The following is a 14,842-nucleotide window of genomic DNA, read 5'->3' on the forward strand; positions in this document are numbered from 1 at the left end:
CCCGTCTCCCGGACCAGGCTCTTTGGCATCGCCGTTGGTGCGGCGTTGCAGGCTGGCTTCATAGGGCGAGGCGTAGCGCTCGCGCAGGTCCTTCCATTCCATGACCATCGATCCGCCAGTGGCATTGTGCTGCTTTTCCCAAGCGCCCAGCATGTCGAGACAGGCGTGGTCGATGTGGTCAAGGTTTTCGACATGCACATGCACCGCGCGGCCCGACTTCACCGTTTCCAGCACGCTGGCAAGCCGCGGGATGGAAAAGAAGGTGGCTGATCCGTGCAGGAACACATCGGTGCGATTACCCATGTCATCGTCTTCAAGGTCCACGCGCACATGGGTGAAGGTGTAGACGACCTTGGCGGTTGCCAGCACAAAGCCGATGATTACCCCGGTCAACAGGTCGAAGAACACGATGCCGAGCAGGGTCGCGAAATAGATGATGAGCTCGATGCGGCCATAAGACGCAATTTTCTTGATCTGGGCAATGTTGACCAGCTTGTAGCCGGTGTAGACCAGGATCGCAGCCAGCGCGGCGGTGGGGATGTACGCGAGCAGCCAGGGCAGTGCCACGACGGTCGCCAAAATCCAGCCGCCGTGCATGATCGCCGACAGACGGGTCTTGGCGCCTGCCTGCACGTTGGCGGAGGAGCGCACGATCACGCCGGTCATCGGCAGCGCGCCCACCACACCGCACAGGATGTTGCCGACGCCCTGCCCCCGCAATTCCTTGTCATATTTGGTGCGTGGGCCAGTGTGCATCTGGTCAACGGCAGTGGCGCACAGCAGCGTTTCGGCGCTCGCCACAAAGGCAAACACGACACCCAGCAGGATGATGTCCATCGACAGGCCACGCTGCAGCGCCTCTGCCGTCGGAATGTTCAGCGATGCGATGATGTTATCAGGCACGGTGACGCGGTTGATGTCGAACCCGGCAAAGGCGGCAACCATGGTGCCGACGATGACCGCGATCAGCGGCGCGGGCACCACGCTGAGCGCCTTGGGCTTGAACTGGTTCCACACCAGGATCGAGGCAATGGTCGAAACGCCGACAATCGCGGCGAGGTGATGGCTGTCCATCGCCATCGGGAAGATCGCCTTGTAGATTGCCTCGGGGATCGAGATGATGTTTTCCAGGCCGCTGCCGCGCGGGCTGTCATCGATCATCACGTGGAACTGCGAACCAAGGATCAGCACGCCGATCCCCGCCAGCATCCCGTGGATGACCGACGGTGAAATCGCACGGAACCACTGGCCCAGCCGCGCGATCCCGGCAAGCAGCTGCAGCGTCCCGGCGATGAAGCCGACAACCCCCATCATGATCAGGCCGTGTTCTTCCACCAGCTGGTAGCACAGCACCGCCAGCCCCGCCGCCGGGCCGCTGACCTGCAGCGGCGATCCGGCGAGCGAGCCGACCACCAGTCCGCCGATGATGCCGGTGATCAACCCCAGCGCAGGCGGCGCCCCCGATGCAATGGCAACGCCAAGGCAGAGCGGCAGCGCGACAAGAAAGACGACGACCGAGGCGAGCAGATCCTGCGGCCAGCTCTTTTTCAGCGTCTCGAGTTCGCTCATCGGCGGGGCGGTCCTGGCAGTCATGTTTGGGCTCCTGGGGAAGGAAGAGATTTCGGGAAGATCAGGCCGTGCATTCGTGCTTTTCGAGTGCGATGGCGGCCATCTCGCTCGCATAATGTTCGTGCACCGGCACGAATGTGCGCTTGGCGTCGTCATAGGCGGTCACATCACCGGTCCTGATGTCATAAACCCAGCCGTGCAGCACGATATCGCCTGCCGCCAGCCGCGCGGCCACGGTCGGGTGCGTCTTGAGGTGGGTCAGCTGCAGGATGACGTTCTGTTCGAGCAGCATTTTCATCTTGCCGGCATCGTCAAGGTCGGCGCCGATATGATTGACCACCTCAACCGCCGCACGCGAATAGCCGAGCCATTCGCGCACGTGCGGCAGGCTGTCGAGTCCAGCCAAATTCATCGCGCCTTTCATCGCGCCGCATTCGGTATGGCCGCAGACCACGATGTGCGGCACCTTGAGCGCCGCGACCGCAAATTCGATCGAGGCGGTCATGCCGCCGGTCTGCTGGGTGTGCGGGGGTACGATGTTGCCGGCATTGCGGCAGATGAACAGTTCACCGGGCTCGGTCTGGGTGATCATCGCGGTTTCGATGCGCGAATCGGAGCAGGTGATGAACAGGGCTTCGGGGGACTGGCCCTTGGCGAGGCTTTCGAACAGTGCCTGCTTTTCCGGGAAAACTTCGGTCTGGAAGCGGACGACACCAGCAGCAAAATGGGGCATGTGAAGGTTCCTTCGTTGGGTTAAAGTCAGGGGATCGTGAGCGGCATCATGACCAGAGCTCACGCACTTCGCGCGCCTCTCCGGCCAGAGCGGCAGGGGCCCGCACCTCGACAAAGGCCAGGGCATCGGCGATCCAGCGCGCGATCTGCGGCTGGACAAGATAGTACATATGTTGCCGCCCATGGCGCCGCTCCTCCACCAGCCGCGCGGCGCGCAACAGGCCGAGGTGCTGGGACAGGCGCGACGGCGGCAGATTGAGCCGACGGGCCAAAGTGTTCACATCACATTCGCCCAGCCGCAGTTCCTCGATCAACCGGATGCGATCGGGATGCGCGAGCAGTTTGAGCAGCTCGGCAAGCTCTCGCGCGACGTGGACGCGTTGCGGCATGGTCGGTGGTGTCCCTTGGGCGACACGCATCCTTTGCAGGTTGCGTAATCGCCGCAATAAGGGAAAGCGATCGTCTGCGTCAATGCATATCTACAAAGACTTGCAGATATGTAGCTGTTGCCTCAGATCACCTGACTTTGCGCGGACCATTGCCTTGGTAGAAGGTGGCGCCAGTAAAGTGATATGCAGCAACAGGTTGGTTATCCAGCGTCGCCGGTCGAAATTTTGCTTTTTTCGACAGCGCTGAACACGTCACGCGATCAAGTGCACTGTCACCGCTTGTCACCATCACAGCACATTCACTGACCTTGCCAGAGACCTCCACCAGCAGTTTGACCGTGACAGTACCCTGCGCCCCTTTTCTTAGGCTCCCGACGGGATAGCCCAGCACAGCTTTGTCGCTATTAATTATGGTCGGGCCGACGAAATGGCCTTCAACAGGTTGAACCGACCAGACTGGCGCTTCCTCGATGCCGGGTTTGCCGACGTCGGTTTTGTAAAATTGCACGGTTTTGCAGGCTTGCAAATCTGCAGTCGCATCGCCGCTGGTTTCCACCAGCAGGCAGTACTTTGGCTCAAGCGAGAATCCGTCGCTGAGGAATGCCACCTTGGCAGTGCGCATCACCGGCTCGGCTGCTCCCACTGGATAAGATGGCAGGTTGCTCTTCGGAACGTCATCGGCCCTGTCGTCTTTGCTGATTGGAATGTCGGCTGTTGCATGGGCAACAGCGGCAGACATCGTCTGGGTGGCCAGACAAACCAGCATTGCCGGAAGCATCAGTATCCGTCGCATGTTGTCCTCGCAGTGATTACCGGAACGGTGGTTCGTTGAACGCGCGCAATTTGCGGCTGTGGAGCGATCCGCCCTGTTCGCGCAGAAGCTCGCAGGTGCGGATGCCGATCTGCATGTGGGCGGCGATTGCCTCGTCGTAAAAGCGATTGGCCTGGCCGGGCAGCTTGAGTTCGCCATGCAGCGGCTTGTCCGATACGCACAGCATCGTGCCATAGGGGACGCGGAAGCGATAACCCTGCGCCGCGATGGTCGCCGATTCCATGTCGATGCCCACCGCGCGTGACTGCGAAAAGCGCAGCGCGCTCTGGCTGTAGCGCAGTTCCCAGTTGCGATCGTCGGTGGTCACCACCGTGCCGGTGCGCATCCGCCGCTTGAGGTCAGCACCGCTGGTGCCCGAGACGATCTCCGAGGCGCGGGCGAGCGCCTGCTGCACTTCGGCTATGGGCGGAATCGGGATTTCCGGGGGCAGCACATCGTCCATGATATGATCGTCGCGCAGATAGGCATGGGCGAGCACATAGTCGCCGATGCGCTGGCTGGGGCGCAGGCCGCCGCAATGGCCGATCATCAGCCAGACCTCGGGGCGCAGCACCGCAAGATGATCGGTGATCGTCTTGGCGTTGGATGGCCCGACACCGATGTTGACCAGCGTGATGCCGCCAAAATCGGGCGCGAGCAGGTGATAGGCGGGCATCTGGTGCCTGCGCCACGCGCTGTCGGCGACCAGCTGGCTGGGATCCGAATCGGGCTGATCGGTATACAGGCCGCCCGCGCCCGACAGCGCGGTATAGTGGCCCTTGCCAATCTGGCTGGCGGCCCAGCCGACAAACTCGTCAACATAGCGATGATAGTTGGTGAACAGGATGAAACGCTGGACATGTTCGGGCGGGGTGCCGGTGTAATGCCGCAGCCGCGCCAGCGAGAAATCGGTACGCAGGCCATCGAACAGCGACAGCGGCCGCTCCCGCCCGAAGCTCAGAAACCCGTCGGCGATCTCGTCGCCGATGTCGGCAAGCTCGGTGGTCGGGAAATGCCGTGAGAGCTCAAGCGGGGTGATGCTGCCCAGCTCCATCCCGGCGATGCCATCGAGCACATAGGGAAACGGAATTTCCTGGCGGCCCGCCTCGACCGTGATCTCGACATCATAATTGTCGGTCAGGATGGTCAGCTGCTCGGTCAAATAGTCGGCAAACAGTCGCGGGCGGGTAACGGTGGTGCTGTAGGTGCCATTGGCGTTGAGCCTGCCGAATGACTGGCTGGCGATATTGCCATATTCCTTGCCGGCATAGGCGATGCGCAGCACCGGATAAGCAAAGCTGCCGTCGCTGCGGCTTTCAGGAGCGGGGAGCACGCCTTCGTTGACATAGGCCTTGATCGCGGCCTGCAGTCGGGAGATCGAACGCTCGTAGGTTTCGGTCAACTGGTCGATGATGTCAGATACTGTGGTCATGCGTTTCGCTTAACCGCAAAGCGCGGCAGTGTCATTACAGGATAAGGCGCGCGCTTTGGCTGCATTTCAAACAGTTGCAATACAGCGCGGTCAAAGCTTATGCTTGGCATTACAACGAGGCGAGAGGACCATATATGCGGCAAGGCAGGTATTTTGGGCGGATGATGCGCCGGGCAAGTCTCGTGGCAGGCGCGCTGGTGATGGCGGCAGCGGCTCCGGCAACCGCCCAGCAGGCCGGGGGCAACGCAGACGACCGGGTTGAGGTCAACGCATTCAATTCGACCAGCATCCGAGAGATATTTTCGTCATTCGGCAACGCGGTGACGCTCGCCGACCGGCAAAGCCCCGATGGCCGCAATTTCGTCGAGGCCAGCATCGGCGCGCTGAAAATCAACATGTTTTTTACCGCGTGCCCACCCAATCAGCCGACCGCCTGTCAGGGTGTCTATCTGCTGTCGTTCTGGCCCAAGCCGGCGGAACGCAATGCCGGCAACCTCGCGCAGGCAGCGAGCGACTTCAACCGCAACTATGAATTCAGCAAGGCCGGGGTATCGGTTGCGGGCGAGCCCTTTGTCGCGCGCTATCTGATCAGCGACTTTGGGGTCAAACGCGGTACCCTGCGCCGCGAGATCACCAACTTCGTGGTGCTGGCGCAGCGCTTCAATCAGGAGGTGGTCAACCCGCCCGCGCAGTGAGTGCACACAAAAAAGCCGGGATCCATTGCTGGAACCCGGCCTTTGATTGTTGATCGGACAAGCGATCAGGCTTTGGTTTCGTCGTCGCCTGTGGCTTCGGGCTCGTCGTCTTCGGGCTCGTCCACCGGAATGGTGCCGGGCTCAGCGTTGGGATCGAACTTCTCGACAAAGCCGACCGGCGCCTGATCGTCCTCAAACATCTGCTGCATAACATCGACACCGGCCTTCTGCAGCTCGGCCTCGTCATCACTGCGCGCGACGTTGATGGTGACGCTGACCGAGACTTCCGGGTGCAGCGCAATGCGCACCGGGAAGACGCCCAGGGTCTTGATCGGGCGTTCGAGCACGATCATCACCTTGGTGACGCTGTCGGCGCCAGCGGCGTTCAGCGCATCGGCGATATCGCGCACCGAGACCGAACCGTAAAGCTGGCCGCTGTTTGACGAGGCGCGGATCAGCACGATCTGCATGCCATCAACCGATTCAGCGTGTTTGGCTGCTTCATCGCGCTTGGCGACGTTTTCGGTTTCAATGCGCTCACGATTGGCCTCAAACACCTTGCGGTTGGCCTCGTTGGCGCGCAGCGCCTTTTTGTTGGGCAGCAGGAAGTTGCGGGCATAGCCGTCCTTCACGGTGACAACGTCACCGATCGAGCCGAGCTTTTCGATCCGTTCGAGCAAAATGATCTGCATGTCTCTTGCTCCCTTACTTCACGATATACGGCAGCAGGCCGACATGGCGTGCGCGCTTGATGGCCTTGGACAGCTCGCGCTGCTTTTTGCCCGATACAGCGGTGATCCGGCTGGGGACGATCTTGCCCCGCTCGGACATGAAACCCTGCAGCAGGCGGACATCCTTGTAATCGATGATCGGAGCATTCTTGCCCGAGAACGGGCAGGACTTGCGGCGGCGGAAAAATGGGCGTGCCATGGGTCGTTATCCTTTTCTGGCTCAGGCGTCGCGGTCGCGGCGGGGGCGACGTTCGCGTTCCTGCTTGCGCATCATCACCGACGGGCCGGCTTCCAGCTCATCGACGCGCACCGTCAGATAACGGATGACATCTTCGTTGATCGCGGTCTGGCGCTCGAGTTCTGCGACAACACCGGCCGGAGCCTCAATGTTGAGCATCACAAAATGCGCCTTGCGGTTCTTTTGAATCTTGTAGGCGAGGTTGCGCAGGCCCCAGGTCTCGGTCTTGGTGACCTTGCCTGCGTTCTGTTCGACAATCTCGGTGGCGGCTGCTGCCAGCGTATCAACCTGGGCCTGTGACAGGTCCTGGCGCGCCAGAAAAACATGCTCGTAAAGCGGCATGTGGACGTCCTTTGCTCATCTGCCGATCGCTGATGCGCGCACCGTGCGTCACACCCCTCCGGCTTTCTTCATGCTTTGTTGGAAAACGGTCAGTCGTCCGTGGGCAAGCGCGGGCTAATACCCAAAGCCCGCAGGAAAGCAAGTCTGGTGATGAGAAAAAGCGCCATGAATGTTCGTCCTCAGCCCGCTGCGCCAAAAATGCGGACCTGATTGCGGCCGCTGTTTTTCGCTTCATAAAGGGCAGCATCGGCGTTGCGCAGCACCTGCCGGTTCGGTTCGCTCGGGTTAAACGCGGCGATGCCCGCCGAGAAAGTGACCTTGCCGATGGATGAGCCATTGTCGCGATTGACCAGCGAGCGTTCGGCCAGATCTTCGCGCACCACGTCGATTTGTTCCTTGGCCTCGGCAGTGCTGGTGTTTTCAAGCACGATGACGAACTCCTCGCCGCCGTGACGCGCCAGATGGCAGTTGCCGCGCCCGAATCGGTCGAGATGCTTGGCAACCAGCTGCAGCACACGGTCGCCCGCCTCATGGCCATGCGTGTCGTTGACCGACTTGAAATGGTCGATGTCGATGAAGGCCACCGACAGCGGCTCAAACCGCTCTTTGGCGCGGATGATGGCGGCGGAAAACTGCTGTTCGAACGCCCAGCGGTTGGGAAGGCCGGTCAGCTGGTCGCGTTGTGCCTTGGTGTTGGCTTCATCGAGCCGGGTGCGCATCGCGGTCAGTTGCTTGGTGCTCTGGTCCAGGCTCTGGCTGGCCTTGCGCGTCGATTTCATCATCTGGCTGGTGATTTTCATCAGCGCCTGAAACTGTGCCTCGATCGGCATGTCGGATTGCTCGCTCGGGTCAAGATCGCGCATCCAGTCCAGCCGTGACTGCAACGCGTCGGCATAGGCTTCGCTTTCCTTGCCACTCTTGCTCAGCATCTTGAACCCACCGGTCAGCAGGGCTTCGCTCTCGGCGACCAGCGCGTTCAGATCCTTGACCTTGATATGGCCCTCGCACTCGTCGAGGATTTCCGCGACCATTTCAGCCGACAGCCGTCCGTTGGCATCGAGCTTGCCGTTCACTGCATCGCGCAACATGTTGTTGCCGCCATTCAGATATTCCCAGGCCAGTCGGTAGTGATCAGGTAGCGGGTCAAGCTGCACCTGCTCCAGAAAGCTGATTACTTTCATATATTGCTGGCGACTGATGTTCTCGTGGACGCTGTCCTGCTGCGCTTCATCATCAGCCGCCGCGCCCTGCCCGGCGAGAATGGAGGCCGCAAGTTTCATGCGATCACGAAGGTTTATGCGCTGGCCCATTGGTTCTGCCATGGTAAGTTTTCCGTGATCGGTGATTGATGAGTGCACTTGCGTTAACGGCAGCAGATGTGCGCCATTAAGGATAATATTTGGTTCATTCGGCAGATGTTTTGTACATCAATCATTGAATTCATTGATTTTTTTCCGATGCTGATCGGTCAAAAAATAAATTGGCACTTAGACTGACCAAATCTCGCTCGCCTTGCGCAGGCCGGCATAATGCGGCTGGTCGATGCTGCAGTTTTCCACCGCCAGCTGTCGCAGATGATCATGGATAGCCGGAATGACCGTGCCGGGCCCGCTCCGCAACAGCGCGTTGAGTTCGCTTTCATCCAGCCTCAGGTGCGCCAGCCGCTGCGCCTGCGCATCCGCAAAGCGTGTCCCCAGCGCGGCGTCGCGCGCCGCCATCTGCAGCGCATTGGCCGCCACCTTGGCCTCGAACCGGGCATGGCCGCTGCTCGCAGAAATGACGCGCTGATCCAGCCATGCGCGCACCGCATCGATAAGCGCATGGCCCGCAGGCACGCCGGTGTCCGCAGCAATCGCGCAATTGGGCAGCGCAAACGCATGTATGGGCGCCGGCAGGTCATCGCCGAGCATCAGCAGCAGATCGATCTCGACCTCTGAAACGCGGCGGCCGATGACCAGCCGCTCGGGGCTGGCGTCATCACTCTGCCGCCAGATATCCGCCATCGTCAGGCAGCACACGCCCCACCACAGGCACGCGTAGACCAGCCAGAAGCGGAACCGTGCCGGGTCTACAGGCGTGCCGGTGATCGCGGCATAATGTTCCAGCAGGTTTTCGGCGCGGGCGAAGCCGCCCAGTGGCAGGTCATAATGGCCAAAGCGCCAACTGGGGGTGCAACCAAAGGCGAGATCCTGCACCGGATCGCCCAGATGCGCGAGCTCCCAGTCGAGCACTGCCGACAGGCCATCGGGGGTGATCAGCAGGTTGCCCATGCGAAAATCGCCGTGGCACAATGCGGGCGTGACTGGCGCTGGCACAGCGCGCTCCAGCCAGCCGAAGGCCAGAGCGAACACCGGCGATGTGCCGCCCAGCGCGTGCCAGCGCGCTTCCAGATCGACGAGCAGCTGCGCCGCCGTCGTGCGCGCAATCCCGTCAGGCAGTGCGTCCACAGGCAGGCGGTGGATGGCCGCGAGCTGCTCTGCCCATTGCGTCGCCAGCCCATCGAGCGCCCGGCGATAAACCGGGTCGCGTAGCAAAATCTGCGGCAGTGCTTCGCCGGGTGCGCAGGCCATGATGAAGCCTTCGCCCAGCCCGTCTGCCGCTGTCAGCCGTGCACGCACCGCGGGCACCTGCACCGCGTGGCGACCGGCCAGCGCGATCAGATCGGCTTGATCGGACAGGCTGATTCTGGCGCTGTCGACGGTTGCGTCGCTGGCTTGCAGACCGGGCGGAAGCCGCCGCAAAATAAGCGCTTCACCGCCCCAGACAAAGCGCCAGCTTTCCATGCTCGCCCCGCCCGAGAGGCGCTGGAGACCAGCCAGATGGCCCGCACCGAACCGGTCTCGGCACAGCGTTTCCAGCGCAGCACTAAACATCGCATCGTCCATGGGGCATGTGATAGGCTGATGGCATCAGACCCGGCAAGCCGCTTGCAACGCTGCGGCAACGGCATTAACGGGCGGCGCTTGATGATATCGGGGGCAAGGGACACGATGGCTATGACACGCGCTTTCATCTTTCCGGGTCAGGGCAGCCAGAAGGTCGGCATGGGCAGGGCACTCGCCGCCGCCAGTCCTGTGGCGCGCGAGGTGTTTCAGGAGGTCGATGACGCTCTTGGCCAAAGCCTGTTTCGCCTGATGTGCGACGGCCCCGAAGACGCGCTGACGCTGACCGAAAATGCACAGCCCGCCATCATGGCCAATGCCATCGCCACGCTGCGTGTGATGGAGCGCGAAGGCCATATGGACATGGCGAGCAAGGTCGCGTTTGTCGCGGGGCACAGCCTTGGCGAATATGCAGCATTGTGCGCTGCGGGCACGTTCGATCTGGCCACCACCGCGCGGCTGCTGAAGCTGCGCGGACAGGCGATGCAGGCGTCGGTCAGCGCCGGACAGGGCGCGATGGCGGCGCTGCTCGGTATCGATTTCGACAATGCGGTGAAGGCTGCGGCAGAGGCCGCGCAGGATCAGGTGTGCGCGGCAGCGAACGACAATGGCCCCGGGCAAGTGGTGATTTCGGGCGATGCGGCGGCGGTTGAGCGCGCGCTGCCGATTGCCAAGGCGCTTGGCGCGCGCAAGGCGATGATCCTTGCTGTCTCTGCCCCCTTCCATTGCGCACTGATGCAGCCGGCCGCTGACCGCATGGCAGAGGCGCTGGCGCAAATCACTTTGGCCGCGCCATCAGTGCCGGTTTATGCCAATGTTACCGCGCAGCCGGAAAGCGACCCCGCCGTGATCGCGACGCTGCTGGTCGAGCAGGTAACCGCGATGGTGCGCTGGCGTGAAACCATTGCCAACATGCATGCCGCCGGGGTCGACCAGTTCGTCGAGCTCGGCGCGCGGGTGCTGTCGCCGATGGTCAAGCGGATCGTCGATGACGTTGATGCGAGCAGCATTATCGAGATGAACGACATCGAGGCGCTGTTCGCGGCGTTGTGAATTGTCCTCCCCCTTGACGGGGGAGGATATGCAGGCTTGCCAGCTTGCTGGCTAGCCGGAGTTGGAGAGGGTGCGGCGGTTTCACGCTTTTCCCCCTCTCGCGCTGCGACCAGGTGGCACAGCCACCAAGTCTCGCGGCCTCTCCCGCCGGGGGAGAGGCGTAATAATTGGAGAGACGCATTATGTTCGACCTGTCAGGCATGACCGCCCTTGTCACCGGCGCCAGCGGGGGCATCGGTTCAGCGATTGCGCACGGGCTTGCAGGCCATGGCGCGCGGCTGGCGCTGTCGGGCAGCAACGAGGCCAAGCTCGCCGACTTTGCCGCGACGATTGGCGGCGATCATGTCGCGCTTGCCTGTGATCTGTCCGATCCCGCTGCGGTTGACGCGCTGGTGCCGCGCGCGGTTGAGGCTTTGGGAACGCTTGATATCCTCGTCAACAACGCCGGGATCACGCGCGACAATCTGGCGATGCGGATGAAAGATGACGAATGGTCCGATGTTATCCGCGTCAACCTTGAAGCGGCCTTTCGCCTCTGCCGCGCCGCCGCCAGGCCGATGATGAAGGCGCGCTTCGGACGGATGATCTCGATCACCAGCGTGGTCGGTGCCACCGGCAATCCGGGCCAGGCCAATTATGCCGCGTCCAAGGCCGGGCTGGTTGGCATGTCCAAGGCGCTGGCGGCAGAGCTCGCCAGCCGCAACATCACAGTCAACTGCGTCGCACCCGGATTCATCGCCTCTGCGATGACCGAGGGGCTGCCCGAGGCGCAGACGAGCGCGCTGCTGGGCCGCATTCCGGCAGGCAAGCTGGGCAAGGGCGATGATGTCGCCGCCGCCGTGGTTTATCTCGCCAGCCGCGAGGCAGGCTATGTCACCGGCCAGACGCTGCACGTCAACGGCGGCATGGCGATGTTGTAACGCGACTTTGCAGGCATTCGTTACGCCCATAACCCGCGCACCGCCTCTTGCCAGCGGCTCAAACCCGCATTAGGGCGGCATGGATATTTTCATTCGCAACTTTCGCAAGCCATGAAGACAAAGGAACTCTGAATGAGTGAAACTGGGGACCGCGTTAAAAAGATCGTGATCGAGCATCTCGGCGTCGAAGCTGAGAAGGTCACCGAGGACGCAAGCTTTATCGACGATCTTGGCGCAGACAGCCTCGACATCGTCGAACTGGTGATGGCTTTTGAAGAAGAATTCGGGGTCGAAATTCCTGACGACGCCGCTGAAAAGATCAGCACCGTCAATGATGCGATCGATTATATTGATAGCCACAAGGGCTGACACGGGAATTGGCCCGTTGCGGCTTGCATCCCGGTTGCGGGATCGCAAGTCAGGCAAAGGTGTCGGCCATGGCCTTGTTCAGGCGATGACGATGTGAAGATTTGATGGCTCTCCTGTTTGTCGTATGACGAACCGGGGAGCCATTTGGTTTGGGGCTGCCAGCAGGCTGTCGGTCCCGCCAGAAGGAGGGGTTGGCATCCGGATATCTGGCCTGATGATGCAGGAGTGATGGCGAATGCGCCGTGTAGTGATTACGGGATTGGGGCTGGTGACGCCGCTGGGGGCGGATGTTGAGACCGCCTGGGCCAATCTGATCGCCGCCAAATCGGGTGCTGGTCCGATCACCCGGTTCGATGCGAGCGAGTATAAGTGCCGCATCGCCTGCGAGGTAAAGCCCGCTGACCATGCCTATGGCTTCGATCCCAACCTGCGGGTTGACCACAAGGTGCAGCGGCAGGTCGATCCGTTCATCATCTATGGCATCGATGCTGCAGGCCAGGCGCTCGAAGATGCTGGCCTCACTGAGATGACCGAGCAGCAACGCTACCGCGCGGGCTGTTCGATCGGTTCGGGGATCGGCGGCCTGCCGGGTATCGAGAGTGAATCGCTGCTGCTTGCCGAGAAAGGTCCGGGCCGCGTCTCGCCGCACTTTGTCCACGGGCGGCTGATCAACCTCATTTCGGGCCAGGTCTCGATCAAATATGGGCTGATGGGACCGAACCACGCCGTCGTGACCGCGTGTTCGACCGGCGCGCACTCGATTGGCGATGCGGCGCGGATGATTGCGCTCGATGACGCAGATGTCATGGTGGCCGGCGGCGCTGAAGCGACGATCTGCCCCATCGGAATCGCCGGTTTCGCACAGGCGCGCGCGCTCAATATGAGCTATAATGATCGTCCCGAACAGGCCAGCCGTCCCTATGACCAGGATCGCGACGGCTTTGTCATGGGCGAAGGCGCGGGCGTTGTCGTGCTTGAGGAATACGAACATGCCAAGGCACGTGGCGCAAAAATCTATGCCGAGGTCGTAGGTTACGGACTGTCGGGTGATGCCTATCATGTGACCGCGCCGCATCCCGAGGGCGATGGTGCCTATCGCGCGATGGAAATGGCGCTGAAGCGCGCGAACATGACCCCGGCCGACATCGATTACATCAACGCACACGGGACCTCGACGATGGCCGACACCATCGAGCTGAGCGCCGTCAAAAGGCTGTTTGGCGATGCCATTTCGGGGGTGTCGATGAGCTCGACCAAATCGGCCATCGGCCATCTGCTGGGCGGCGCGGGCGCGGTCGAGGCGATTTTCTGCATTCTTGCCATCCGTGACCAGATCGTGCCGCCGACGCTCAACCTGGATAACCCGAGCGAGGGCTGCGAGGGCGTCGATCTGGTTCCGCACACGGCCAAAAAGCGCACGGTGCGCGCCGTGCTCAACAACAGCTTCGGCTTTGGCGGCACCAACGCCAGCCTGATCATGAAGGCGGTCTGACCCCGATATGCTGCGCCGCCTGGGCTGTCTTGTATTGGCCGCTGCGTTGGCGGCTGTGCTGCTGATCGGCGGCAATTTCTTCTGGGGCTGGAGCGCGTCCGGCCCGGCAAAGCAGGAACTGTCGATTGTCATCCCGCGCGGCAGCAGCCTGGGCCGCGCTGCCGATCTGCTGGAAGAGGCGGGCGCGATCAGCTCGGCCAGCGCGTTCCTGAACCGCGCCAAGGTGTTCGGCGGCGATGCTCCGATCAAGGCTGGCGAGTTCATCATTCCCGCGCGCGCCAGCCATTCGCAAATCCTCGGCATCTTGCAGGGCAGCGATGTCGTGCTGCGCATGGTGACGGTGCCAGAGGGCATGCCCAGCATTTTGGTGCACGAAAAGTTGATGGCCGAGCCGCTGCTGACCGGCACCGTGCCGGTGCCCGCCGAAGGATCGCTGCTGCCCGAAAGCTACAGCTTTGAACGCGGCGAAAAGCGGATCGCGGTGATGCTGCGGATGCAAAAGGCGATGCAGGCGACGCTGACCGAACTGTGGCCGAAACGATCGCCCGACACGGTGGTGACATCGCCGCAAGAAGCCGTGATTCTGGCAGCGATCGTCGAGAAGGAAACCGGCAAGTCCTCCGAGCGGCGGATGGTTGCAGGCGTCTACAGCAACCGCGTGCGCAAGGGTATGATGCTGCAGGCGGACCCGACGATCATCTATCCGATCACGCGCGGCAAACCGCTGGGGCGGCGTATCCGCCAGTCAGAGATCGCCGATGTGAACGATTACAACACCTATGCGATGACCGGCCTGCCCAAGGGCCCGATCACCAACCCGGGCCGCGCCTCGATTGAAGCGGTGCTCAATCCGGCGAAGACCGAGGCACTGTATTTCGTGGCCGATGGCACCGGCGGCCATGTGTTCGCGAATACGCTCGCCGACCACAACCGCAATGTGGAGAAATGGTTCGCGCTGCGCCGTGCTCGCGGCGAGATGTAGGCGCTAATTGGCGGCATCCGATAGGGTACGGGCAACCTACACCGCTTTCTTCCGGAACAACTCGCGGTCCTCGGGGCCAAAGCCGCGCCGCCAGATCACCCAGCCATAGGCGGCGAGAATCGCGGGGATGCCAAACAGCAGCTCGGCCCATTCGGGCAGCTTGGTCGCGCCGAAGCCCACCACCGAGCCTGCCGCCACCGCCCAT

General features: G+C 61.9%; 16 protein-coding genes and 1 pseudogene. 6 read left to right on the forward strand and 11 right to left on the reverse strand.

Going from position 1 to position 14,842, the window contains the following annotated elements; all coding sequences use genetic code 11:
* From ACEW8G_RS02085 to ACEW8G_RS02105, 5 genes are all read right to left on the reverse strand, one after another.
* Positions 1 to 1,593, reverse strand: a 1,593-nt coding sequence (locus tag ACEW8G_RS02085) for a SulP family inorganic anion transporter (RefSeq protein ID WP_373486792.1), incomplete at its 3' end; no start/stop codon positions are given.
* A gap of 37 nt (positions 1,594 to 1,630) precedes the next feature.
* Positions 1,631 to 2,302 carry a carbonic anhydrase gene (locus tag ACEW8G_RS02090; RefSeq protein WP_373486793.1) on the reverse strand — a complete coding sequence of 224 codons (672 nt, stop codon included), beginning with the start codon at positions 2,300 to 2,302 and terminating at the stop codon, positions 1,631 to 1,633.
* Between the two features lie 46 nt (positions 2,303 to 2,348).
* Entirely contained in the window at positions 2,349 to 2,690 is a 342-nt protein-coding gene (locus ACEW8G_RS02095) for an ArsR/SmtB family transcription factor (protein WP_373486794.1), read from the reverse strand.
* A gap of 127 nt (positions 2,691 to 2,817) precedes the next feature.
* Positions 2,818 to 3,483: an energy transducer TonB gene (locus tag ACEW8G_RS02100; protein ID WP_373486795.1), complete on the reverse strand. Its 666-nt coding sequence runs from the start codon at positions 3,481 to 3,483 to the stop codon at positions 2,818 to 2,820.
* A 16-nt stretch (positions 3,484 to 3,499) separates the two neighbouring features.
* The gene (locus tag ACEW8G_RS02105; protein WP_373486796.1) at positions 3,500 to 4,933 is read right to left on the reverse strand and encodes an AMP nucleosidase; all 1,434 of its coding nucleotides are present in this window, start codon (positions 4,931 to 4,933) and stop codon (positions 3,500 to 3,502) included.
* Between the two features lie 134 nt (positions 4,934 to 5,067).
* Here ACEW8G_RS02105 and ACEW8G_RS02110 point away from each other — a divergent pair, with 134 nt between their 5' ends.
* Positions 5,068 to 5,628: a YbjN domain-containing protein gene (locus ACEW8G_RS02110; RefSeq protein ID WP_373486797.1), complete on the forward strand. Its 561-nt coding sequence runs from the start codon at positions 5,068 to 5,070 to the stop codon at positions 5,626 to 5,628.
* A 65-nt stretch (positions 5,629 to 5,693) separates the two neighbouring features.
* Here the strand turns inward: ACEW8G_RS02110 and rplI are convergent, their stop codons facing one another.
* From rplI to ACEW8G_RS02135, 5 genes are all read right to left on the reverse strand, one after another.
* Positions 5,694 to 6,320 carry a 50S ribosomal protein L9 gene (rplI, locus tag ACEW8G_RS02115; protein ID WP_373486798.1) on the reverse strand — a complete coding sequence of 209 codons (627 nt, stop codon included), beginning with the start codon at positions 6,318 to 6,320 and terminating at the stop codon, positions 5,694 to 5,696.
* A 13-nt stretch (positions 6,321 to 6,333) separates the two neighbouring features.
* Entirely contained in the window at positions 6,334 to 6,558 is a 225-nt protein-coding gene (gene rpsR / locus ACEW8G_RS02120) for a 30S ribosomal protein S18 (RefSeq protein WP_373486799.1), read from the reverse strand.
* Between the two features lie 21 nt (positions 6,559 to 6,579).
* The gene (rpsF, locus tag ACEW8G_RS02125) at positions 6,580 to 6,939 is read right to left on the reverse strand and encodes a 30S ribosomal protein S6 (RefSeq protein WP_373486800.1); all 360 of its coding nucleotides are present in this window, start codon (positions 6,937 to 6,939) and stop codon (positions 6,580 to 6,582) included.
* Between the two features lie 179 nt (positions 6,940 to 7,118).
* Positions 7,119 to 8,219: a GGDEF domain-containing protein gene (locus ACEW8G_RS02130; RefSeq protein ID WP_373486801.1), complete on the reverse strand. Its 1,101-nt coding sequence runs from the start codon at positions 8,217 to 8,219 to the stop codon at positions 7,119 to 7,121.
* Positions 8,220 to 8,426: 207 nt separating this feature from the next.
* Positions 8,427 to 9,824: a phosphotransferase family protein gene (locus tag ACEW8G_RS02135; protein WP_373486802.1), complete on the reverse strand. Its 1,398-nt coding sequence runs from the start codon at positions 9,822 to 9,824 to the stop codon at positions 8,427 to 8,429.
* A 111-nt stretch (positions 9,825 to 9,935) separates the two neighbouring features.
* Here ACEW8G_RS02135 and fabD point away from each other — a divergent pair, with 111 nt between their 5' ends.
* From fabD to mltG, 5 genes are all read left to right on the forward strand, one after another.
* A complete protein-coding gene (gene fabD, locus ACEW8G_RS02140) occupies positions 9,936 to 10,874 on the forward strand; it encodes an ACP S-malonyltransferase (protein WP_373486803.1) in 939 nt (312 codons plus the stop codon).
* A 182-nt stretch (positions 10,875 to 11,056) separates the two neighbouring features.
* The gene (fabG, locus tag ACEW8G_RS02145; RefSeq protein ID WP_373486804.1) at positions 11,057 to 11,794 is read left to right on the forward strand and encodes a 3-oxoacyl-[acyl-carrier-protein] reductase; all 738 of its coding nucleotides are present in this window, start codon (positions 11,057 to 11,059) and stop codon (positions 11,792 to 11,794) included.
* Positions 11,795 to 11,926: 132 nt separating this feature from the next.
* Positions 11,927 to 12,163: an acyl carrier protein gene (locus ACEW8G_RS02150; protein ID WP_373486805.1), complete on the forward strand. Its 237-nt coding sequence runs from the start codon at positions 11,927 to 11,929 to the stop codon at positions 12,161 to 12,163.
* Between the two features lie 235 nt (positions 12,164 to 12,398).
* On the forward strand, positions 12,399 to 13,655 hold the full coding sequence (gene fabF / locus ACEW8G_RS02155; protein ID WP_373486806.1) for a beta-ketoacyl-ACP synthase II: 1,257 nt from the start codon (positions 12,399 to 12,401) through the stop codon (positions 13,653 to 13,655).
* Positions 13,656 to 13,662: 7 nt separating this feature from the next.
* Complete coding sequence (gene mltG / locus ACEW8G_RS02160) at positions 13,663 to 14,637, forward strand: endolytic transglycosylase MltG (protein WP_373486807.1); 975 nt, start codon at positions 13,663 to 13,665, stop codon at positions 14,635 to 14,637.
* A 36-nt stretch (positions 14,638 to 14,673) separates the two neighbouring features.
* On the opposite strand, the pseudogene ACEW8G_RS02165 reads toward mltG, so the two are convergent.
* Positions 14,674 to 14,842: pseudogene (locus tag ACEW8G_RS02165) on the reverse strand (lipopolysaccharide biosynthesis protein); the annotation flags it as partial.

The organism is Blastomonas sp. (assembly GCF_041747255.1).
In the GTDB taxonomy this organism is placed as follows: Bacteria; Pseudomonadota; Alphaproteobacteria; order Sphingomonadales; family Sphingomonadaceae; genus Blastomonas.

Bases quoted from the DNA above. Each gene is read 5' to 3' on its own strand.
- ACEW8G_RS02110 (WP_373486797.1), top strand. From the start codon at position 5,068: ATGCGGCAAGGCAGGTATTTTGGGCGGATGATGCGCCGGGCAAGTCTC.
- ACEW8G_RS02095 (WP_373486794.1), bottom strand. From the start codon at position 2,690: ATGCCGCAACGCGTCCACGTCGCGCGAGAGCTTGCCGAGCTGCTCAAA.
- ACEW8G_RS02150 (WP_373486805.1), top strand. From the start codon at position 11,927: ATGAGTGAAACTGGGGACCGCGTTAAAAAGATCGTGATCGAGCATCTC.
- ACEW8G_RS02135 (WP_373486802.1), bottom strand. From the start codon at position 9,824: ATGGACGATGCGATGTTTAGTGCTGCGCTGGAAACGCTGTGCCGAGAC.
- ACEW8G_RS02130 (WP_373486801.1), bottom strand. From the start codon at position 8,219: ATGAAACTTGCGGCCTCCATTCTCGCCGGGCAGGGCGCGGCGGCTGAT.
- ACEW8G_RS02105 (WP_373486796.1), bottom strand. From the start codon at position 4,933: ATGACCACAGTATCTGACATCATCGACCAGTTGACCGAAACCTACGAG.
- rpsR (WP_373486799.1), bottom strand. From the start codon at position 6,558: ATGGCACGCCCATTTTTCCGCCGCCGCAAGTCCTGCCCGTTCTCGGGC.
- fabG (WP_373486804.1), top strand. From the start codon at position 11,057: ATGTTCGACCTGTCAGGCATGACCGCCCTTGTCACCGGCGCCAGCGGG.
- fabF (WP_373486806.1), top strand. From the start codon at position 12,399: ATGCGCCGTGTAGTGATTACGGGATTGGGGCTGGTGACGCCGCTGGGG.
- ACEW8G_RS02100 (WP_373486795.1), bottom strand. From the start codon at position 3,483: ATGCGACGGATACTGATGCTTCCGGCAATGCTGGTTTGTCTGGCCACC.
- ACEW8G_RS02090 (WP_373486793.1), bottom strand. From the start codon at position 2,302: ATGCCCCATTTTGCTGCTGGTGTCGTCCGCTTCCAGACCGAAGTTTTC.
- rpsF (WP_373486800.1), bottom strand. From the start codon at position 6,939: ATGCCGCTTTACGAGCATGTTTTTCTGGCGCGCCAGGACCTGTCACAG.
- mltG (WP_373486807.1), top strand. From the start codon at position 13,663: ATGCTGCGCCGCCTGGGCTGTCTTGTATTGGCCGCTGCGTTGGCGGCT.
- fabD (WP_373486803.1), top strand. From the start codon at position 9,936: ATGACACGCGCTTTCATCTTTCCGGGTCAGGGCAGCCAGAAGGTCGGC.
- rplI (WP_373486798.1), bottom strand. From the start codon at position 6,320: ATGCAGATCATTTTGCTCGAACGGATCGAAAAGCTCGGCTCGATCGGT.